Origin of the sequence: Seohaeicola sp. 4SK31 (assembly GCF_028802875.1) — a bacterium.
Classification (GTDB): Bacteria; Pseudomonadota; Alphaproteobacteria; order Rhodobacterales; family Rhodobacteraceae; genus Seohaeicola.
Genome location: NZ_JARAMP010000015.1, coordinates 72,352 through 91,617 on the forward strand (window position 1 = coordinate 72,352; position 19,266 = coordinate 91,617).

At 63.5% G+C, this 19,266-nt stretch carries 17 protein-coding genes; 3 read left to right on the forward strand and 14 right to left on the reverse strand.

Annotation, left to right across the window (positions count from 1 at the left end; translation table 11 throughout):
* Nucleotides 1-7: 7 nt before the first annotated feature.
* Entirely contained in the window at nucleotides 8-961 is a 954-nt protein-coding gene (locus PVW27_RS13715; RefSeq protein WP_274558595.1) for a hydroxymethylglutaryl-CoA lyase, read from the reverse strand.
* Nucleotides 958-2,133: a CaiB/BaiF CoA transferase family protein gene (locus PVW27_RS13720; protein ID WP_274558596.1), complete on the reverse strand. Its 1,176-nt coding sequence runs from the start codon at nucleotides 2,131-2,133 to the stop codon at nucleotides 958-960. The genes PVW27_RS13715 and PVW27_RS13720 overlap by 4 nt, the downstream gene beginning before the upstream one ends.
* 88 nt (nucleotides 2,134-2,221) lie before the next feature.
* Here PVW27_RS13720 and PVW27_RS13725 point away from each other — a divergent pair, with 88 nt between their 5' ends.
* Complete coding sequence (locus PVW27_RS13725) at nucleotides 2,222-3,145, forward strand: LysR family transcriptional regulator (protein WP_274558598.1); 924 nt, start codon at nucleotides 2,222-2,224, stop codon at nucleotides 3,143-3,145.
* A 26-nt stretch (nucleotides 3,146-3,171) separates the two neighbouring features.
* Here PVW27_RS13725 and PVW27_RS13730 read toward each other — a convergent pair whose 3' ends face one another.
* The 9 genes from PVW27_RS13730 to PVW27_RS13770 all read right to left on the reverse strand — a co-directional run bounded on the left by PVW27_RS13730 (nucleotide 3,172) and on the right by PVW27_RS13770 (nucleotide 12,886).
* Nucleotides 3,172-3,951 carry a transglutaminase-like domain-containing protein gene (locus PVW27_RS13730; RefSeq protein ID WP_274558600.1) on the reverse strand — a complete coding sequence of 260 codons (780 nt, stop codon included), beginning with the start codon at nucleotides 3,949-3,951 and terminating at the stop codon, nucleotides 3,172-3,174.
* 210 nt (nucleotides 3,952-4,161) lie between these two features.
* The gene (locus tag PVW27_RS13735) at nucleotides 4,162-4,914 is read right to left on the reverse strand and encodes a DUF1028 domain-containing protein (protein ID WP_274558602.1); all 753 of its coding nucleotides are present in this window, start codon (nucleotides 4,912-4,914) and stop codon (nucleotides 4,162-4,164) included.
* 3 nt (nucleotides 4,915-4,917) lie between these two features.
* Nucleotides 4,918-6,705, reverse strand: coding sequence for a gamma-glutamyltransferase family protein (locus tag PVW27_RS13740; protein ID WP_274558604.1), 1,788 nt, complete (start codon nucleotides 6,703-6,705; stop codon nucleotides 4,918-4,920).
* Between the two features lie 18 nt (nucleotides 6,706-6,723).
* Nucleotides 6,724-7,584: an ABC transporter permease gene (locus PVW27_RS13745; RefSeq protein WP_274558606.1), complete on the reverse strand. Its 861-nt coding sequence runs from the start codon at nucleotides 7,582-7,584 to the stop codon at nucleotides 6,724-6,726.
* Nucleotides 7,581-8,528 carry an ABC transporter permease gene (locus PVW27_RS13750; protein ID WP_274558608.1) on the reverse strand — a complete coding sequence of 316 codons (948 nt, stop codon included), beginning with the start codon at nucleotides 8,526-8,528 and terminating at the stop codon, nucleotides 7,581-7,583. The genes PVW27_RS13745 and PVW27_RS13750 overlap by 4 nt, the downstream gene beginning before the upstream one ends.
* Nucleotides 8,529-8,624: 96 nt before the next feature.
* Nucleotides 8,625-10,130: an ABC transporter substrate-binding protein gene (locus PVW27_RS13755; protein ID WP_274558610.1), complete on the reverse strand. Its 1,506-nt coding sequence runs from the start codon at nucleotides 10,128-10,130 to the stop codon at nucleotides 8,625-8,627.
* Complete coding sequence (locus PVW27_RS13760) at nucleotides 10,127-11,209, reverse strand: ABC transporter ATP-binding protein (RefSeq protein ID WP_274558611.1); 1,083 nt, start codon at nucleotides 11,207-11,209, stop codon at nucleotides 10,127-10,129. The genes PVW27_RS13755 and PVW27_RS13760 overlap by 4 nt, the downstream gene beginning before the upstream one ends.
* Nucleotides 11,206-12,195 (reverse strand): ABC transporter ATP-binding protein, encoded by a 990-nt coding sequence (locus PVW27_RS13765; RefSeq protein ID WP_274558612.1) that lies wholly within the window; start codon nucleotides 12,193-12,195, stop codon nucleotides 11,206-11,208. Before PVW27_RS13765 ends, PVW27_RS13760 begins: the two co-directional genes overlap by 4 nt.
* Nucleotides 12,185-12,886 (reverse strand): FadR/GntR family transcriptional regulator, encoded by a 702-nt coding sequence (locus tag PVW27_RS13770; RefSeq protein WP_274558613.1) that lies wholly within the window; start codon nucleotides 12,884-12,886, stop codon nucleotides 12,185-12,187. Before PVW27_RS13770 ends, PVW27_RS13765 begins: the two co-directional genes overlap by 11 nt.
* A 462-nt stretch (nucleotides 12,887-13,348) precedes the next feature.
* Between PVW27_RS13770 and PVW27_RS13775 the strand changes: the two genes are divergently transcribed.
* The gene (locus PVW27_RS13775; RefSeq protein WP_274558614.1) at nucleotides 13,349-14,599 is read left to right on the forward strand and encodes an MFS transporter; all 1,251 of its coding nucleotides are present in this window, start codon (nucleotides 13,349-13,351) and stop codon (nucleotides 14,597-14,599) included.
* Nucleotides 14,600-14,713: 114 nt separating this feature from the next.
* Nucleotides 14,714-16,018, forward strand: coding sequence for a DUF2254 domain-containing protein (locus PVW27_RS13780; protein ID WP_274558616.1), 1,305 nt, complete (start codon nucleotides 14,714-14,716; stop codon nucleotides 16,016-16,018).
* Between the two features lie 93 nt (nucleotides 16,019-16,111).
* On the opposite strand, the gene PVW27_RS13785 is transcribed toward PVW27_RS13780, so the two are convergent.
* From PVW27_RS13785 to PVW27_RS13795, 3 genes are read right to left on the reverse strand one after another with little or no spacing between them, the layout of a single operon-like run.
* A complete protein-coding gene (locus PVW27_RS13785) occupies nucleotides 16,112-17,185 on the reverse strand; it encodes a BMP family ABC transporter substrate-binding protein (RefSeq protein WP_274558618.1) in 1,074 nt (357 codons plus the stop codon).
* 39 nt (nucleotides 17,186-17,224) lie between these two features.
* Entirely contained in the window at nucleotides 17,225-18,145 is a 921-nt protein-coding gene (locus PVW27_RS13790; protein ID WP_274558682.1) for an ABC transporter permease, read from the reverse strand.
* Nucleotides 18,145-19,227 (reverse strand): ABC transporter permease, encoded by a 1,083-nt coding sequence (locus tag PVW27_RS13795; protein WP_274558620.1) that lies wholly within the window; start codon nucleotides 19,225-19,227, stop codon nucleotides 18,145-18,147. Before PVW27_RS13795 ends, PVW27_RS13790 begins: the two co-directional genes overlap by 1 nt.
* Nucleotides 19,228-19,266 lie beyond the last annotated feature (39 nt).

Below are 19,266 nucleotides of genomic sequence, written 5' to 3' on the forward strand. Positions count from 1 at the left end.
AAAAAGATCAGTGCGCCCGCCAGTCCAGATTGGACGGGGGGCCAGACCGGGCAAGCGCGCCATAGAGCGTCTCGTCCGGAATTTCGGTTTCCAGAATCCGCCGGATCCCGGTCAATGCGGCAATGTCGATACCCGTGGTGAAACCCATACGCTCGCTGAGATAGACCAGATCCTCGAACACCACATTGCCGGTGGCGCCGGGGGCAAAGGGGCAGCCGCCCAGACCGGCCAGTGCGCCGTCCAGAACGCGCGCACCGTGATCAAGGGCGGCGGCGGCGTTGGCGATGCCGGTGCCGCGGGTGTCGTGCAGATGCACGATGAAGGGTTTCTCGCCGCAGAGCCGGGTCATGCCATCGCAGAGCGTCGCCACCTCGCGCGGGCCGGCATAGCCCACGGTATCGGCGATGCCCACGATATCGGCACCCGCGTCAAGGCAGGATTCGGCCAGACGCAGCACCTCGGACGGGTCCACGGCCCCGGTAATGGAACATCCCAGCGCCATGGCGATTCCGGCATTGACCAGCACACCGGGGGCCTGCGCGTCGCGCATGTCCGCTGCGCGGCGCACGAGGGCGACCGAGTCCGTGCGGCTGCGGCGGATATTGGCAAGGCTGTGCGCCTCGGTCGCGGAGACAACGCAGACCACCTCGGAGATGCTGCTGGCGAAGGCTGCGTCCATCGCGCGTTCGTTGAGAGTCAGGACAGCGGCATGCAGACCGGGCAGGGTGCCTGCGGCGTCGATCAGCGCGGGCAGGTCCGCGAATTGCGGAAAGCGCGCGGCGGGCAGGAAAGAGCCCAGTTCGAAATGACGCACGCCAGCGCCATGTTCGCGGGTCAACCAGTCGATCTTGGCGGCGGTCGAGGGCCAGGACTTGACCATCTGCAACCCGTCGCGCAGGCCCACTTCGCGCAAGGTGACGCGGTCGGCGGGATAGGCAGCCATGCGGTCCGGGCGTGTCATGCGGCGATCCCCATGGCATCGGCGATGTCCGCCTCGCTCATCCCCAAGGCGCCCAGCACTTCGGCGCTGTGCGCGCCGATGGCGTCGACATCGCCGCCGCCGGTCAGCATGGTGCCGTCCACCTCGAAGGGCAGGGCGGGGGCGCGGAACGCCTCACCTGTCCACAGATGCGACGTGGCCATGCCGCCGTCGCGCATCACATGGGGATCATCATACATATCTGCCGGTTTCGAGATCGGCGAGAAGGGCAGGCCCAGCCGTTCCAGTTCCGCCACCAGCGTGGCCCGGTCATAGCGGCGCAGGGCCGCCGCGAAGACCGGAATCGTGCGGTTGCGGGCGTTGATCTGATCCATCCGCTTTTGCAGACCCGGATCGGCCAGAAGCCCCTCCAGCCCCAGCCATGTACATAGCGTCACCCATTGGTTTTCGGACACGGCCCCGACAAAGACCTGCTCGCCGTCGGACGTGTCGAAGATGTCATAGACCGGCCAGCTGAAATCGCGTTCCGGCATGGGTGGGGGGCTGCGGCCTTCCAGCTCGAACTGGACCATGTGCTGTGCCACCAGTAGCAAGCAGTTCTCGAACAACCCGATACGGATGGACCGGCCCGCGCCGGTCTGATCGCGTTCGCGCAATGCGGCCACGACGGAAAGTGCTCCGAACAGCCCGCCCATGATGTCATTGGCCGATGATCCCACCCGCAAGGGGCGGCCTGTCGGGCCCGTCATGTAAGCCAGACCCGTCATCATCTGGACCACCTCGTCCAGCGCGGTGCGGTTCTCATAGGGGCCGGAGAGGAACCCTTTATGGCTGGCAAGGATCAGGCGGGGAAAGCGCGCGCGCAGGTCGGCGGGATCGGCCCCCATGCGGGCTAGCGCCTGATCGCGGAAGTTTTCGACAAAGACATCGGCGGTGGCCAGCAAACGGTCCAGCGCAGCACGTCCTGCGTCAGTCTTGAGGTCAAGCCGCACGGATTTCTTGCCACGATTGAACAGCGGAAAGAACGGACGGCCCATCCCGGTCAGGGCGCGGGTCTTGTCGCCTTCGGGGGGTTCGACCTTGATCACTTCAGCGCCCAGAAAACCAAGGAACATCCCGCAGGATGGACCCATGATCATATGGCTCATCTCGATCACCCGCACACCGGCAAGTGGCGCAAAAGCGTTATCCATGCTGTCCTCCCTTTGGGACAGGTTAGGCTTGTGAGAGCTTCCTGAAAATCATAAAGTTTTGAAGATAAGCTTATAGGAATTAGAACGAATGGACTCGCGCCAATTGCGATACTTCGCGGCAATCTATGATCGTGGCAGCCTGTCGGGGGCCGCAGAAACCGAGCGTGTGGCGGTCTCGGCCCTCAGCTATCACCTTGCCAACCTTGAGGCGGAACTGGGCACCGCCCTGTTCGAGCGCAAGCCGCGCGGCTTGCAACCCACAGCGGCGGGGGAGCGCTTGAACACCCATGCCCGCGCGATTCTGAAGGCGATGGAGACGGCATCGCGCGACCTGTCCTCGATCCGTGACACGATTTCGGGCGAGATTGCGGTGGGTCTGGCCTATTCGGCGGTCAAGGCCATCGGGGTTGAACTGGCGCGACGTGTCTTGACGGATTATCCCGATCTGAAACTGACCCTGACCGAAAGCCTGTCGGGCACCACACTGATGCATCTCAATGCCACCGATGTGGATCTGGCGCTGGTCTACAATCCGCCACAGACCCCGAACCTGCGGACACGGCCTTTGTTGGAGGAGACGATGGTGCTGGTCGGGCGGCGCGACATCATCGGCGATACGGACGCACCCATTCCCGTGGCTGAGCTGATGGGCTTGCCGATCATCCTGCTGCGACAGGGCGTGTCGGCGCGCGCCCTGCTGGAGGATGCGCAATTGCTGCGCAAGCTGGAGGCGCGCGCGCGGCTGCATATGAATTCGGTGCAGGCGATTGCAGGGTCGCTGACGGCGGGTCTGGGTTGCGCCATCGGGACCAAGCTGTTCATGCGCGAGCATCTGGAATCGGGCGCGCTGCATTGGCGGCCCATCATGGACCCGGTACTGACACGGACGCTGCATCTGTGCGATCTGGCCGACCGCCCGCCGACCATCGCGCTGGAAACGGTGCGCGGTTTGATCCTTGATCTGGTGCGCGATGCTGTCGCGTCAGGTGCCTGGGAGGCGCGGCTGGTCTGAGGGCCGACGATCAGCTTACAGTGACTTCAGTCACAATCCGAGACCTGTATGACCTGATTGATCGGCTGTGCGCCGCTTTCGTTTTCCATGAAAGCCACGTCAACGGCATCGCGGCCCGATGCGATCACCGCCAGTCGCGCGGGTGTTCCCATGCCGGTTGCGTCGACCAGATGCCATCCCCCATCCAGCCAGACCTGTGCGACGGCGTGGAAATCCGGCGGATCGACTTCGGCCCCGTAGACCGAGGTATAGCGCGCCGGGATATTCGCGGCGCGGGCCAATGAGCACATCAGATGCGCGTAGTCGCGGCACACCCCCTCGCGCGCGCCGAACGTGTCGGTGGCGGTGGTCGCGGGGTTGGAACTGCCGGAGACATAGGCGATTTTGGCTGCGATCCAGTCTCGCATCGCGGCGATCTTTGCACCGCCCGTCAGATGGCCGAAGGCCTCGGCCACGAAATCGGTGAAGAGGTCGGACTGACAGAAGCGTGACGGGCGAAGATAGCGCAGCACAGGGCCGGGCAGATCGTGGAAATGTGTCGCCGGCAGCGCGTGCAAGGCCACATCAGGGCGCGTTACGGCCACTCGCGCGCGATAGTGCAGTTTGAACCGGTCGCCCGTCAGGAAGGCCCAGACCCGCTGGCCCACCATGCCTTCGGCTTCGACCCAGTGCAGGCGGGCACCTTCGACTTCCAGCAGACTCTCCTCGATCTTCTGCCCTTTGGTCTGGGCGGCGGCCAGGGTCAGCAGGACAGGTTCGGCCTGCGGAAGCTGATAATCCATGATGACGTCGATTTGCATGCGCATGATGGTTCTGCCTGTGTCTGGGGAAAGGGGCGGGCAACGCGGCAAGGCACGGCACATCCCCGCAGTATCGGACATGGCAGGCGGCTTAAAGGGCATTTCCGATCGAACGGCGTCTTGCTGCTGCCGACACGTGGCGGGGCGTCGGACCGCATACCCGGCGACGTGCCGCTGGCCCGCGCCACGGGCCAGCGCGGGAGACAGAGGCGTGACCTAGGCCTTGTTTACCATATGCGAGGCGGTGGGGCGGCCCGCCGCGATGCGCTCTGCCTCAAGCCGGGCGATGGTGGCGTCAATTTCGCTCCGGTCGGTCATGCCGTGGGGATTTTCGCGCGTCGGCATGGTTTCGGCCACATGGAGATAGCGTTCCTGCGCCACGGCATAAAGGCGGCGCAATTCCGCGAGCGGGTCACCGTGATCGTCGGCGCGGATGTCGAGCCACGGGTAATCCTGATCGCGGTGGATGATCAGGCAGGCGGATTGCTTGCCCCGTTTGTCGCCGCCTGCATCCTCGCCCGCTTGCATGGCGATCAGAAGGCGTTCGGCCAAGGGTTTGTCCATCGCGGACTGATAGGCGGCCAGAGTGTCGGCAATCACGGCGGGGCCTTCCAGCATGTTGCCTGCGACCGACACGCCTTCAGCCAGCAGATGCCCGCACCAATCCACGCAGTTGGCCCCGGTGAAGGCGGCGTTTTGCCCGCTGGCGTCGATCAGGTGGAACTGCCGGTTCGGGTGGCCATCATCGCGGCCCGTCAGGATCGGGATGATGGCGTCAGGTGGCGCGCCCGCCTCAAGCAGGCGCAGGCCGTTGCTGCCATAGGTCGGGTTGACGAAAGCCTGCGTGGCGACGGCGCCGACACCCGCCTTGATGAAGGGAACGGCGCAGCCCACGGCGAAAAAGCGGCTGGCCACGGCAATGCCCAGATGGCCGGTAGCGGGGTCTCGTGCGACGATGGACCAAGTCATGGCTCAGCGCCCCACGGCATAGGCTTGCATCAGGCGCGGCGTGGCTGCCGCACGCAGCAGCCCGTCCGGATCGCGCCGTGCGGCGGTCATGCGGCCCACGGTCCAAGGCTCGGCCTCGGTGATGCGGTGGCCGCGCGCACGCAGATCGTCCAGCACATGCGCGCCGAAACTGGTTTCGGCCATGATCATCCCCGGCTCGCGCGAGCGGGGGAAGAAGCTGGAGGGGAAATGTGTGGAATGGAACAACGGCGCGTCAATGGCTTCCTGCAGGTTCATCGGGTGATGGACATAGCGCAGGAAGAAGGCCAGTTGCCACTGATCCTGCTGATCGCCGCCCGGTGTGCCGAATACCAGTTGCGGGACCCCATCTTTGAGCGCCAGCGAGGGCGTGAGCGTGGTGCGTGGCCGTTTGCCCGGCTCCAAGGAGGTGGGCAGGCCCGGCTCCAGCCAGAACATCTGTGCCCGGCTGTTCAGGCAGAATCCCAGACCGGGGATCGTGGGCGAGGATTGCAGCCAGCCACCAGACGGAGTGATGGCAACCATGTTGCCTTCCGCGTCGATCACGTCGATATGGACGGTATCGCCCTTCTTTTCCGACAGATGTGCCATCGTCGGCTCATAGACCGCCTGATCCGTGCGGCTGAGGCGACCCAGCAATTCCATCGTGCGGTTCAGCTGATCCTCATAGCCCGGCACTGTACCGGGGCGCAGATCAAGGTTGGCTTTCGCGCCGATCAGCTTGGCGCGGGCGGCGTTGTAATCGTCGGATAACAGCACATCCAGGGGCACCTTGGCGAAGTCGGGATCGCCGTAATAGACCTCGCGATCCGCATAGGCCAGTTTCTTGGCTTCGACCACATGATGAATGAAATCGGCCCCCATCGGGTCCATGGCAGAAAGGTCGAAGCCTTTCAGGAGGGCGAGCGTTTGCAGGAACACGGGCCCTTGCGTCCATGGCCCGCATTTGGCGACCGTCCAGCCGTGGTAGTCATAGGTGAGCGGTTCTTCCACATGGGCGGCATAGCCCGCCAGATCGTCGGCGGTCAGCACCGCCCTGTGACGGGTGCCCGAGGCATCCATGACCTCGGCCTTGGCAAGGTAGTTTGCAATCCCTTCGGCCACGAACCCGCGATAGAAGGCGTCACGGGCCGCATCAATCTGTGCCTCGCGGCCCTGTTTGCTTTCCGCCTCGGCCAGAATACGCGACCATGTGGCGGCCAGCGCCGGGTTCGTGACATTGGCCCAAGGGGCGGGGGCGGACCCGCCGGGCAGCCATGTGGCGTGGGACGTCGGCCATTCCTTGGCAAAGAAATCGCCCAGTCCCGCGATGGTGGCGGCCACGCGCGGTAGCACGGGATGGCCTTTTTCAGCGTAGAAGATCGCGGGCTCCAGCACATCACGCAGGGACAAGCGGCCATAGTCGCGCAGCATCAGCATCCAGCCGTCCCATGCGCCGGGAATGACAGTGGCGAGCAACCCGTCACCGGGGATCACCTCCAAACCTTCGGACCGGTAATGATCAATCGTCGCGCCCGCAGGTGTGGGGGCTTGGGCGCAGATCACCTCGACCTTGCCGCGGGCCTTGGAATAGAGGATCGCGGGCATGTCGCCGCCGGGTCCGTTCAGATGCGGCTCCAACACTTGCAGCGCCAGACCCGTGGCCACAGCGGCGTCAAAGGCATTCCCGCCCTGCTCAAGAATCTTCATTCCCACGGCCGAAGCGATCCAATGGGTCGAGGTGACAACCCCGAACCGGCCCAAAATCTCGGGGCGGGTGGTAAAACCAGACATGTAATTCCTCCGATTACGTCAATGTTCGCGCGGGTCCAGCGCATCGCGCAGCCCGTCGCCCATCAGGTTGAAGCCCATCACCACCAGAAAGATTCCGGCCCCCGGCCAGATCGCCATCCAGGGTGCCTGGGACAAGAAGTTCTTGGCGGTGTTCAACATCGAGCCCCAGCTTGGCGCGGGCGGTTGCTGTCCCAGACCGAGGAAGGACAGCGACGCCTCGGCGATGATCGCGGTGGCGATGGTCAGCGTGGCCTGCACCAGAATGGGTGGAAAGACATTGGGCAGGATGTAGCGCGTCATGATCGGGATATGCCCCAGACCGATGGCGCGGGCCCCTTCGACGTAATCCTCGGTCTTGACGGCCAGAACCTGACCACGTGTCAGGCGGATGAAGATCGGCACGGCTGACAGGCCGATGGCGATCATCGCATTCGTCAGCGATGGCCCCAGAAAGGCCGCCAGCGCAATCGCCATGATCAGGAAAGGCATCGCCAGCAGCGCGTCGGTGATTCGGCTGATGATGCTGTCGGTCCAGCCGCCGAAATAGCCCGAGATCAGGCCGAAGGGCACGCCGATGGCGACCGCGATCAGCACAGACACGACACCCGCCAGAAGCGAGGCCTGCGCGCCCCAGATCATCCGGGCCAGCACATCGCGGCCAATCTCGTCCGTGCCCATCCATGCAGCGGCCGAGGGCGCCTTGCGGATCGCGCCCCAGTCGGTGGCATTGGGATCGGCAATCGGCAGCACCGGTGCCAGCAGGGCGAGAGCCACGAAAACGGTCACCACGGCGGCACCGATCAGCGCGCTTTTGTTGGCGCGCAGCTTGCGCCATGTCCGGTTTACGGGGCGGGCGGGAGTGTCAGCCACGGCCGTCATTGTGCGGTCCTCAGTCTGGGGTTCAGGATGACGTAAAGCACATCCGCCACGAGGTTCATGAAGATGAAGCCCACAGCCGTGCACAGGACCACGCCCTGCACCACAGCATAGTCACGGTTGAAAACGGCATCCACGATCAGCTTGCCGAAACCGGGGATGGTGAAGATCTGTTCGGTCAGCACCGCGCCTGCCAGAAGCTCTCCGAACAGCAGCGCGGACAGGGTCACGACCGGCAGCACGGCGTTGCGGAAGGCGTGTTTCAGGATCACGACGCGGCCCCGCAGTCCTTTGGCGCGCGCGGTGCGGACGTAATCGGCCTGCAACACGCCCAGCATGGCGGACCGTGTGTGCCGCATCAATGTGGCCGCCAGCGCGGTGCCCAGCACGAAGGCGGGCATGATCATCGTGGTCAGCGATTTCCACGGATCGACCCAGGGGCTTTCATAGCCCGAGGCGGGCAGCCAGCCCAGATTGACCGACACCAGCAGGATCAGCATGATCCCCAGCCAGAAATTCGGGATCGACAGGCCAGACAGCGCCACAAGATTGGCCAGCCAATCGACCCAGGTCCCCTTGCGCACCGCTGACAGGATGCCCGCGGGTATCCCGATCAGGAAGGCGAAAACCATCGACATCAATGCCAGTTGGATCGTCACCGGCAGTTTGGAGGCGATCAGATCCAGAACAGGCTCGTTGGTGCGCAGCGAGATCCCCAGATCCCCGCGCAGCACGTCCCCCGCCCAATAGAGGTATTGCACCACGATGGGCTCGTTCATGTGATATTTCTCGCGCAGCAGCGCGATCACCTCGGGGTCACGGTCTTCGCCTGCCATCACGAGGATGGGATCGCCCGGCAGCAGTTTTTGCAGCGCAAAGACGAACATCGACACAAGGATCAGTGTCGGGATCGCGATGAGGATGCGGCGAAGGATGAACAGCAGCATGGGTCAGCCCGTTGGGTCCAGAGGATGTGCAGGGCCACGCGGCCCCGCACCTTGTCCGTCACGCGGCCCGCTTGTGCAGGCTGCGCGTTTGCCGGGTCATTCCATCGTCACGCCGGACAGGCGGATCATGCCGTCGGGATAGGCGGTGAAGCCCTTGACCTTGTTCGACATCGCCCAGAGCCATGTCTGGTGATAAAGATAGATGATCGGCAGTTCTTCCCGCAGGATCGCATTGGCCGCGTCATACTTTTCCTTGCGCACAGCAGGGTCGATGGCGCTGCGGGCCTCGTTCAGAAGGGTATCCACCTCGGGCGAGCAGAACTTGCTGTCGTTCAGGCCACCTTCGCAGGTCATGAAGGCGTGGATATTTCCATCGGGGTCCGTGCGGCCCGACCAACCCACCTGTGTCGCGTCATAATTGCCGGCGGTCTGTTCCTGCAGCATGGTCGCGAATTCGGTCGCCTTGATCGAGATGTCGAACCCTGCTTCCGCTGCCATCGCCTGAATCACCTGCATCAGCTGCAACTGGACCGGGTTGTTGGCGGCCTGAATTTCGACGGCAATACGCTCGACCCCGGCCTCGGCCAGAAGGGCTTTGGCGGCATCCACATCACGCGCCTCGACCGGGTTGGTCTGGTCATAGAAGGGCGAGTTCGGCGGGAAGGGCTGGTTGCCGGCGGCATAGGTGCCCTCGAACACGACCTGATTGATCACTTCGCGATCAATGGCCAGCGACAGCGCGCGGCGCACGCGGGCATCCTGACCGAAGGGCGTTTCAGAGCGCGCGCCGTTGTTCACGTTCACGGTGATGCCCTGATAACCCTGACTGATCGCGGAGGCGAAGGTCAGGTTGCCATCGGCCTGCACACCCGCCACGTCGGAGGGCGCCAGACGCTCCAGCATGTCCAGATCGCCTGAACGCAGGTTCGCAAGACGCACGGTGGTGTCCGGGATCGGCAGGAAGATCACGCGATCAAAGCTGTAGCTGTCCGCGTCGTAATGTTCGGCGAATTTCTCCAGCACGATGCGGTCCTGCTGGATGCGTTCCACGAATTTGTAAGGGCCAGAGCAGACCGGTTCATTGGCCAGTTCAAGCCCCTTTTCGGCGGCGGCCGTGGGCGAGAGCATCATGCCCGCGCGGTCGGACAACTGCGCGATCAACGTGGCGTCGGGGTTCTTGAGAGTGAACTGCACCTCGAACGGGCCGGTCGCGGTGACGGTTTCCACCGAAGACAGCTCGGACTTGCGGCGGCTTTCGGCGAGGGTCTGCGAGCGGGTGATGTTGGCCACAACGGCTTCGGCGTTGAAGGGGGTGCCGTCGTGGAACGTGGCATCCTCGCGTAGTTGCATGGTTAGTGTCTTGGCATCCTCGGACCAGCTCCAGCTTGTCGCCAGTTCGGGCACGAATTCCAGCTCGGGCGTGATGTTCACAAGCTTGTCGCAGAGGGATTCGAACACGATCCGGCCTACGAAGGTGCGCGCCTGATCGGTGTCCAGTGCATCCGGGTCCTCTTGCAGACCGATACGCAGATCGGCGGCAAAGGCCGTCGTGGTCATCGCGACCGACGCCAAAAGCGCGGTCATCAGCTTTCTAATCGTCATGGGGTGGTCTCCTTGTTGGTGGTTCTGGTCTGGGTGGCCGCGCGATACAGCGCGAAGCGCGCCTCGGCGGATGGGCTGCGGGAACTGGCACTGGTGATGGGCAGGGCCGGGCTGGGCAAGCTGGCGTGGTGATGGCAGGCGATCTGGTGCCCCTCGCCCTGCAAGACGGGGCGGGTGCTGCGGCACAGGTCGGTGGCATGCGGGCAGCGTGTGTGGAATTTGCACCCCGATGGCGGGTTGGCGGGCGAGGGAATATCACCACCCAGCGTGCTGCGGGCACGCGCGGCACCGGGGACTGGCACCGGGATTGCCGACAAAAGCGCCTGCGTATAGGGATGGCGCGGCGCCGTGAAAAGGGTCTCGGTATCGGCCAGTTCGACCACTTCGCCCAGATACATCACGGCGATACGGTCGCTCATGTGGCGGATCACGGCCAGATCATGGGCGATGACCAGCAGCGTAAGGCCGAATTCCTGTTTCAGATCCTCCAGCAGGTTCACGATCTGCGCCTGCACCGACACATCCAGCGCCGACACCGGCTCATCCCCGATCAGAAGTTTCGGCCCGGAGGCCAGCGCGCGGGCGATGCAGATCCGCTGGCGCTGTCCGCCGGAAAACTCGTGTGGATAGCGGTCCGCCATCTCGGGGCGAAGCCCGACCCGTTTCATCAGATCCGCGACCTTGGCGCGTCGCTCTGACGCCGAGAGGGCGGTATGCACCCTTAGCGGTTCCGCGATGATCGCCTCGACGCTCATGCGCGGGTTCAGCGATGAGAACGGGTCCTGAAAGATGAATTGCAGGTCCGATCTGAGCGCACGCATCTGTCCGCCGCTCAAATCGGTCAGGTCCTGCCCCTCATAGATCACCTGCCCCTCACTGGGATCTATCAGGCGCAGCAACAGCCGGGCGAGGGTGGATTTCCCACAACCGGATTCACCCACAATGGCAAAGGTTTCCCCGCGCCGGACCTGAAGCGAGACACCGTTGACGGCATGGATCGTTGTGGTCTTGGCGAACAGCCCACCACCTTGGGTAAAGCGGCGGTGCAGGTCGCGGGTTTCAAGGATGATATCGGTCATTCCGCGGCCACCATGGATTCCAGAGGAGCCCGCAGACAGGCCACGGATTGCCCGCGCCCATCCGGGATCAGATCGGGGCGGGTGGTCTGGCACGCCTCGATCACAAAGGGGCAGCGTGTGGCAAAACGGCACCCTGCGGGCATCGCTTCGGGTGCGGGCACGGCGCCGGGTATTGTCATCAGCCGTCCTTGCCGTCCGGCAATGGCGGGCATCGAGCCCATCAGCCCCAGCGTGTAGGGATGCTGCGGTTCCGCAAAGATCTGGCCCACGGGGCCGCTTTCCACCACGCGTCCCGCATACATGACCGCCACGTCGTCGGCGATTTCGGCCACGACACCAAGATCATGGGTAATCATCAGCAGGGCGGCCCCTGTGTCCTCCTGCAACTCGCGCATCAGGTCAAGGATCTGCGCCTGAATGGTCACATCCAGCGCCGTGGTCGGCTCGTCCGCGATCAGCAGCGCCGGGTCATTGGCCAGTGCCATGGCGATCATCACCCGCTGGCGCATCCCGCCCGACATCTGGTGCGGATAATCATCCAGCCGCTTCTCTGCGGCTGGCATCCGCACCTTGCGGAACATTTCGAGCGCGCGCTCCCGTGCCTCGGCCTCGGTGCAGTTCTTGTGGCGGCGCACCGCCTCGGCCACTTGATGGCCCACAGTGAAAGCGGGGTTCAGGCTGGTCATCGGTTCCTGAAAGATCATCGCCATGCGATTGCCACGCAGGTCTTCGATCGCCGCGTCGTCCAGTCCCAGCAGATCGCGCCCGTTGAAGCGGACGGCACCGCGCGTGACCGTGGCCGCGCGCTTGGGCAGAAGTCCCATGATCGCGAGCGAGGTTACCGATTTCCCGCAACCGGATTCGCCGACCAGACAGAGCGTTTTGCCCCTTTCGATGGCGAAGCCTACGCCGTCGATCAGGTCGATGGGTTGACCGCGGAAGCGGATCGACAGATCCGTGACCTCAAGGACGGGATCAGGATGCATCTTCCAGCGCCTCCAAGGATGTCAGACGCAGGATACCGTCATGCACAGACATCAGATGCGTTCGCATCGCGGCCCCGGCTCGGACCGGATCATGGGCGGCGATGGCATCCACGATGTCGCGGTGCTGGCGCATGGTCTGGGCCAGATTGGCGCGATTGCGGGCACGTTCGCGCAGCGCGCGCCAAGCTTCGTCATGACGGGCGCGGTCCATGGAATCGAAGATCATCAGGAAGAAACGATTGCCCGCCGCCCGCGCGATTTCGCGGTGCAGGGCGGAATCCCACAACTCGCGCCCGTCGGCATCATCGCTGTCCTCAAGCCGCACGATAAGATCGCGCATCCGGGCTATGGCACCAGGAGAGGCGCGCAGGGCCGCCAGTTGGGCCAATTGCGGCTCAAGGCGCAGACGGACCTCCATCACCTCCGAGAAGTTCGCCTCGAGCCCCTCGTGTTCGGTGAGCGTGTCGGGGCGGGGGCCTGCAAAAGTGCCTGCGCCTTGCCGCCGCCAGACCAACCCCTCGGCCTCGAGCACTTCAAGTGCGCGGCGCACCGAACGCCGGCTGATGCCAAGGCTTTCTGCCAATTGGCGTTCCGTGGGCAGACGGCTGTCCCCTGTCGCGGGAATGTCGCGCAGCATCTGGCGCAGACGTTCCAGCGCTAGGGAAGAGTTGTCGCGATCTCGGTCGGGCATCTGGGACCTTTGCGAACCAATTTGGAATGGGTTCATCATCGGTAAAGTCAGCGCCGTGGCAAGAAAAAATGCAAATCGCCGTCAGATTTGTAAGATCACGCAAGAAAACAGCGTGTTTTATAATCATAACGGGCAAGGTGCCGCCCGGTGCCAATGGCCCACATGTGATGATCTGCCTCGCGAATCGTCTGTGACGGCGATGAGTCGGCATTTGGTTCACCCTCGGCGCGGTCGGGCGACGTGGTGGATTGCCCGGCGGGCGCACCCGCAATGAGTGCACCTGTGACCCGCGTGGACTCATCCTTCAGAATCCTTGAGTATGCGAATGATCAGCCCTTGCAAGGCGGTCACGGTTCTGATGCGATGCGCGCATGACGCCCCGGATCAGCCGCCATTTGACACAAGCTTTCACCCCGTCCCGCTGCAATGCGCCGGGACAGATCGGCACGGGTTGTTTCAATCGTGCTGGCTGACACGCCGCGCCCGGATCGTTTGTCGGATTTCCTGCGTTTCAATGCCCCGTGGCTTGCCGCCGGGCTTCTGCTGACATTCACATCGAGTTTCGGACAGACCTTTTTCATTTCGGTTTTCGCGGGCGAGATCCGCGAGGCTTTCGGCCTGTCGCATGGGGCTTGGGGTGGGCTTTATGCCTTGGCCACCACGGCCTCGGCGGCGGTCATGGTCTATGCCGGTGTGCTGACGGACCGTTTCCGGGTGCGCCATATCGGGCTGGTTGTGCTGATCGGACTGATCTGTGCAGCTCTCCTGATGAGCCTGATCACCGAGGTCTGGATGCTGGCGATCACGATCTTTCTGCTGCGGCTGTTCGGGCAGGGATTGATGAGCCATAGCGCGATGGTGGCCATGGCGCGCTGGTTCGTGGCGACGCGGGGGCGCGCGGTGTCCATCGCGGGCCTTGGCGTCGCGCTGGGCGAGGCGATGTTGCCGATCACCTTTGTGGCGCTGCTGGGCGTGTTCGACTGGCGCATGCTCTGGATCGGCGCGGCGGTGATCATGGCGGCGCTGACGCCGGTGCTCTGGCTGCTTCTGTCGCAAGAGCGGACGCCGCAATCCTTTCTGGCAACTGATGGCAGCGCCGGATTGAAGGGACGGATGTGGACGCGGGCCGAGGTGCTGCGGCATCCGGTCTTCTGGCTGATGGTGCCTGCCCTGATGGGGCCTGCTGCGTGGAACACCGCCTATTTCTTCCATCAGGTGCATCTGGCAGAGGCCAAGGGTTGGGCGCATGTCAGCCTTGTGGCGCTGTTCCCGCTCTATACTGCGGCCAGTGTCGGAGCGATGCTGACAGCGGGATGGCTGGTGGACCGGTTCGGCAGTCTGCGGCTGGGGGCGGTATATCTTCTGCCGCTGGCGGCAGGCTACATGGTTGTCGCGCTGGCCGGATCGGTGCCGGCGGGTGCGCTGGCGATGATGCTGATCGGGGCCGGACAGGGGATGCACATGACGATGATGGCGACCTTCTGGGCCGAGGTATTCGGCACTCGTCATCTGGGTGCCATCAGGGCGATGATGGGGGCGGTCATGGTGCTGGGCACGGCGATCGGTCCCGGCGTGACTGGCACCGTCATTGATCTGGGGCTAGATTTTCCAACGCAGGGCTATGGCATTGCGGTCTATTTCCTGCTGGCCAGCGGGCTGGCGGCACTGGCCAGTCGCGTGGCCCTGCGCGACAGTGCGAGCGACGCGAGCTGACCTGTGCATGACCCGCAACTGATCGACACCCCGGCCCTGCCGGTCTATCGTGACCTGTCCTGGTGGGCCCATTTCCGGGCCTGACAGCACGCGGAACGGCAGGGCAGGAAGCGGATGATCTCGAAATATGCATGGTACCTGCGTGAGGTGCTCAAGAAAGTCTGGGTTCGCGTGGCCGGTTTCGCCCTTCTGGCGATGCTGTCTATCGGCTTGGCGCGGCTGCTTTCTCCTTTGCTGGAAGGGAATGAGACCCTCAAGGCCGGGGCCGATGCTGTCGAGCAACTGTTGGAGGTGCTGACGACCTCGATGCTGGCGGTCACGACATTCTCGCTGTCGATCGCCGTGTCGGCCTTCGCCGCCGCTGCCAGCACGGCCACGCCCCGCGCCGCCGTCCTGCTGCAGGAAGACCGCACGACGCAGAACGTGCTGGCCACATTTCTGGGGGCTTTCCTGTTCGGGTTGGTGGGGTTGGTGGCGCTCAATGCGGAACTTTACAATGAATCCGGTCGGGTTGTGTTGTTCGTGTTTACGGTGACGGTCATTGGGCTTGTGGTGTTGGCGCTGATCCGCTGGATCGACCACCTGATGAGCTTCGGGCGCATGGGCGACACGTTGAACCGGGTCGAGACGGCCGCGACCGAGGCCTGGACCCTGCGCCTGAGCGATCCTTATCTGGGGGGACGAAAACTGGGTGAGACACCGCCCGCGCCTCTTTTTGCAGTCCATAACCGCACGTCCGGCTATGTGCAGCATATCGACATGGAGTCGTTGCAGGAATGTGCGACGGAGCTGGACGCGGTCGTCTATCTGAACAGTCTGCCGGGCCGGTTCGTCGCATCGGGGGAACCGATCCTGTGGATAGGCCGTCAGCATGTTGAGGACAATCATGTCGATACACTGGTCGATGCCATCGCCATCGGGACCCGCCGCACCTTCGAGGAAGACCCGCGTTTCGGGCTGATCGTCCTGTCCGAGATCGCGTCGCGCGCGCTGTCGCCTGCTGTGAATGATCCCGGCACGGCGATCGACATCCTGGGCCGGTTTGTGCGGATATTGTCCCTTTGGAAGGACAGATCCGAGCCGGAGGTGCGTTTTGACCGGGTGTTCATCCCGCCCCTGACGGTACAGGACGCCATGGAGGATGCGTTCCGGCCGCTGGCCCGCGACGGGGCCGGTCTGGTCGAGGTGCAGATCCGCTTGCAGAAAACGCTTGCTTCGCTGCGTGCCATCGCACCCGATGTGTTTGACGAGCCCGCCGCCTCCATGTCTCGTGATGCCTTGGCGCGCGCCGAAGCGGCCTCTCTTCTTCCCGCCGATCTGGAGGCGATCCGCGCTGCGGCAGGTCATAAGGACCCAGGTGCGCCGGAGCGGTCCGCTGCGGTCGAGGACAGGTCCGAAACGGCGAAACAGCAGATCTGAGCGCTGCGCCACACAAGGCTGCCATGGCGGCAACCGACATGAAAAAAACCCCGCCCGAAGGCGGGGTTTTTCATTTCGTTCAGATCGGACCGATCAGTTCGGGATCGTGCCTTCGATGCCTTCGACATAGAAGTCCATGCCCAGCAGTGTGCCATCGTCAGCCACTTCGCCGTCAGCCAGCCAGACCGAGCCATTCTGCTTGTTCAGCGGACCGGTGAAGGGGTGATAATCGCCCTTGGCAATCGCATCCTTCAGCGCCAGCGCTTCGGCCTTTACATCGGCGGGGACCTTGTCGGTGATCTCGCCAATGCCGACCATGCCCGGCCCGATGCCGTCCCATGTGTCGGTCGAGGTCCAGGTCCCGTCCATCACCGCCTTGACGCGGGCGATGTAGTAGGGTGCCCAGTTGTCGATGATCGACGACACGCGCGGACCATCTGCGTATTCGCTCATGTCGGACGCCTGACCGAAGCCGATGATGTTGCCGGCTTCTGCGGCAGCGGCCAGCGGTGCGGTGGAATCGGTGTGCTGCAGGATCACGTCGGCACCCTGTTCGATCAGGACCTTGGCCGCGTCAGCCTCTTTCGCGGGATCGAACCAGGTATAGGCCCAGACGATCTTGAACTGCACGTCCGGGTTCACCTTGCGTGCATGAATGAAGGCCGAGTTGATGCCGCGGATCACTTCGGGGATCGGGTAGGAGCCGATATAGCCCACGATGTTGGATTCCGTCATCTTGCCAGCGATATGGCCCTGAATAGCGCGGCCCTCATAGAAGCGTGCCGAATAGGTGGACACGTTGTCCGCGCGCTTGTAACCGGTCGCATGCTCGAACTTCACATCGGGAAACTTGGCCGCGACGTTGATCGTCGGGTCCATGAAGCCGAAGGATGTCGTGAAGATCAGTTTGGCACCATCCAGCGCCATCTGGGTCATCACGCGCTCTGCGTCCGGGCCTTCGGGCACGGATTCGACGAAGACGGTTTCGACCTTGTCGCCGAATTCGGCTTCGACAGCCTGACGGCCCTTGTCATGCTCATAGGTCCAGCCGCCGTCACCGACGGGGCCGACATAGACAAAGCCCACTTTCAGCTTGTCCTGCGCCATGGCACCGGTGGCCAGACCCAGCGCAAGGGCTGCGGTGGTCAAGAGTTTCGATAGTTTCATACGGGTATCCCCCTGTTAGTGACGAACGCGGTATTGGCCTCATCGCGAGGCATGGAAAACACGGCCCAACGAGGCAGGCGCGCTGCTTTTGTCGGCCGACATGATGACCAGCACGAGGATGGTGATCAGATAGGGCGACATTGCCAGATACTCGACGGGAATCGCAACGCCTGCCGCCTGTAGATTCAGCTGTATTACGGTAACCCCGCCGAAAAGATAGGCACCCAGTAGCACGCGCCACGGTTTCCAACTGGCAAAGACCACCAGCGCCAGGGCAATCCAGCCGATTCCGGCGGTCATCCCCTCGGTCCATTGGGGCACGCGGATCAGGCTGATATAGGCTCCGCCCATGCCCGCGCAGGCCCCGCCGAACAGGATTGCCATGATGCGGATGCGCACGACCTTGTAACCCAGCGCATGGGCCGCCTCGTGGTTCTCGCCGACCGCCCGCAGGATCAGTCCCGCGCGCGTGTATTTCAACATGAACCAGACTGCCGTGACGATGATCAGGCCCAGATAGACCATCAGGTCATGCGAGAACAGGATCCGCCCCAGAACGGGCATGTCCGACAGGCCGGGGATGTTCAGTCGCGGAAAGGACGGTGGCCGGATGCCCTGATAGCCCTGCCCGATGAGCGAGGACAGACCAAGCCCGAACAGGGTCAGTCCAAGGCCCGAAGCCACCTGATTGGCCAGTGCCACCTGCGTGAGCAGCGCGAAAAGCAGCGACAGCACCGCCCCGCCCGCCGCTGCCGCCAGAACACCCAACAGCGGATTGCCGGTGTTGACCGCAATGGCAAAGCCGCAGATGGCACCGGTGATCATCATCCCTTCGACACCAAGGTTCAGAACGCCTGCCTTTTCCACGACCAGTTCTCCGACCGCCGCCAGCAAGAGTGGTGTTGCCGCGACCATCAGCGAGGCCAGCAGAAGGATCGGATTGATTGACGACAGATCCATCATGCCACCTCACGCCATGTCAGCCGCAGCCGGTAATTTGTCATCACATCGACAGCCAGAAGGAAGAACAGAAGCATTCCCTGGAACATCTGGATCGCCGCCGCGGGCAGGCCCAGCCGCGATTGTGCAATCTCGCCGCCAATATAGGTCAGCGCCATCAGCAGCCCCGCCAAGGCAATGCCAAGCGGATGCAGGCGCCCGAGGAAGGCCACGATGATTGCGGTGAAACCATAGCCTACGTTGAAGTCGATGCTGACGCGCCCCGCGGGACCCGAGACCTCGAACATGCCGGCAAGTCCCGCCAGCGCGCCGGCCAGACCCAGACAGATCAGCACGAGCCGGGCGGGATTGACGCCCGCGAAACGCGCCGCGCGCGGCGCCTCGCCGGTCAGGCGGATATGGAAGCCCAGAATATGCCGCGTCAACATCACATAGGCGAAGATCACCGCGATCAGCGCCGCGACCACGCCCCAATGCATCCCCGATCCAGCGATCAGTTCAGCGTTATGGGCGCTGGGATACTGTTGCAGGTTGCGCGAGCCGGGAAATCCGAACCCTTCGGGGTTCTTCATCAGTCCCAATGACATCGAGGCCAACAATTGCTCGGCCACATAAACCAGCATGAGCGAGACAAGGATTTCGTTCGTGCCGAACTTGACCTTCAACACCGCGGGGATCGTCGCCCAGGCCCAGCCGCCCAAGGCCCCGGCCATCACCATCAACGGAAAGATGAACCAGCCTTCCATCGGATAGAACATCAGGCCCACGCCCGCACCGGTCAGTGCGCCGACGATATATTGTCCTTCGGCCCCGATGTTCCAGATGCCTGCCCTGAATCCAAGGCTCAGACCAATGGCGATCAGGATCAGTGGCGCGCCCTTCACCAGAAGCTGCGGACGGTAGAAGAACGCGAATTCCGAAAACAGCGGGTCCCAGAAAATCGTACGGATCGCCACCAAAGGGTCCTTGCCCAGAAGCGCGAAGAGCGCCCCGCCCGCGATCATCGTGGCGATCACAGCCACGACAGGGGCCAGCCAGACCCAGGCTTTCGACGGCTGTGGCCGTTTTTCCAGCTTCAGCATGGCGCGGCCCCCGTTTCATCTTGCCAAAAATACTCGAAC

What these genes read in the sequence shown, in the direction of transcription:
- PVW27_RS13725 (WP_274558598.1), top strand. Translation starts at nt 2,222, where the DNA reads ATGGACTCGCGCCAATTGCGATACTTCGCGGCAATCTATGATCGTGGC.
- PVW27_RS13780 (WP_274558616.1), top strand. Translation starts at nt 14,714, where the DNA reads ATGATCTCGAAATATGCATGGTACCTGCGTGAGGTGCTCAAGAAAGTC.
- PVW27_RS13760 (WP_274558611.1), bottom strand. Translation starts at nt 11,209, where the DNA reads ATGACCGATATCATCCTTGAAACCCGCGACCTGCACCGCCGCTTTACC.
- PVW27_RS13740 (WP_274558604.1), bottom strand. Translation starts at nt 6,705, where the DNA reads ATGTCTGGTTTTACCACCCGCCCCGAGATTTTGGGCCGGTTCGGGGTT.
- PVW27_RS13715 (WP_274558595.1), bottom strand. Translation starts at nt 961, where the DNA reads ATGACACGCCCGGACCGCATGGCTGCCTATCCCGCCGACCGCGTCACC.
- PVW27_RS13765 (WP_274558612.1), bottom strand. Translation starts at nt 12,195, where the DNA reads ATGCATCCTGATCCCGTCCTTGAGGTCACGGATCTGTCGATCCGCTTC.
- PVW27_RS13790 (WP_274558682.1), bottom strand. Translation starts at nt 18,145, where the DNA reads ATGGATCTGTCGTCAATCAATCCGATCCTTCTGCTGGCCTCGCTGATG.
- PVW27_RS13750 (WP_274558608.1), bottom strand. Translation starts at nt 8,528, where the DNA reads ATGCTGCTGTTCATCCTTCGCCGCATCCTCATCGCGATCCCGACACTG.
- PVW27_RS13785 (WP_274558618.1), bottom strand. Translation starts at nt 17,185, where the DNA reads ATGAAACTATCGAAACTCTTGACCACCGCAGCCCTTGCGCTGGGTCTG.
- PVW27_RS13795 (WP_274558620.1), bottom strand. Translation starts at nt 19,227, where the DNA reads ATGCTGAAGCTGGAAAAACGGCCACAGCCGTCGAAAGCCTGGGTCTGG.
- PVW27_RS13735 (WP_274558602.1), bottom strand. Translation starts at nt 4,914, where the DNA reads ATGACTTGGTCCATCGTCGCACGAGACCCCGCTACCGGCCATCTGGGC.
- PVW27_RS13730 (WP_274558600.1), bottom strand. Translation starts at nt 3,951, where the DNA reads ATGCGCATGCAAATCGACGTCATCATGGATTATCAGCTTCCGCAGGCC.
- PVW27_RS13755 (WP_274558610.1), bottom strand. Translation starts at nt 10,130, where the DNA reads ATGACGATTAGAAAGCTGATGACCGCGCTTTTGGCGTCGGTCGCGATG.
- PVW27_RS13770 (WP_274558613.1), bottom strand. Translation starts at nt 12,886, where the DNA reads ATGCCCGACCGAGATCGCGACAACTCTTCCCTAGCGCTGGAACGTCTG.
- PVW27_RS13720 (WP_274558596.1), bottom strand. Translation starts at nt 2,133, where the DNA reads ATGGATAACGCTTTTGCGCCACTTGCCGGTGTGCGGGTGATCGAGATG.
- PVW27_RS13745 (WP_274558606.1), bottom strand. Translation starts at nt 7,584, where the DNA reads ATGACGGCCGTGGCTGACACTCCCGCCCGCCCCGTAAACCGGACATGG.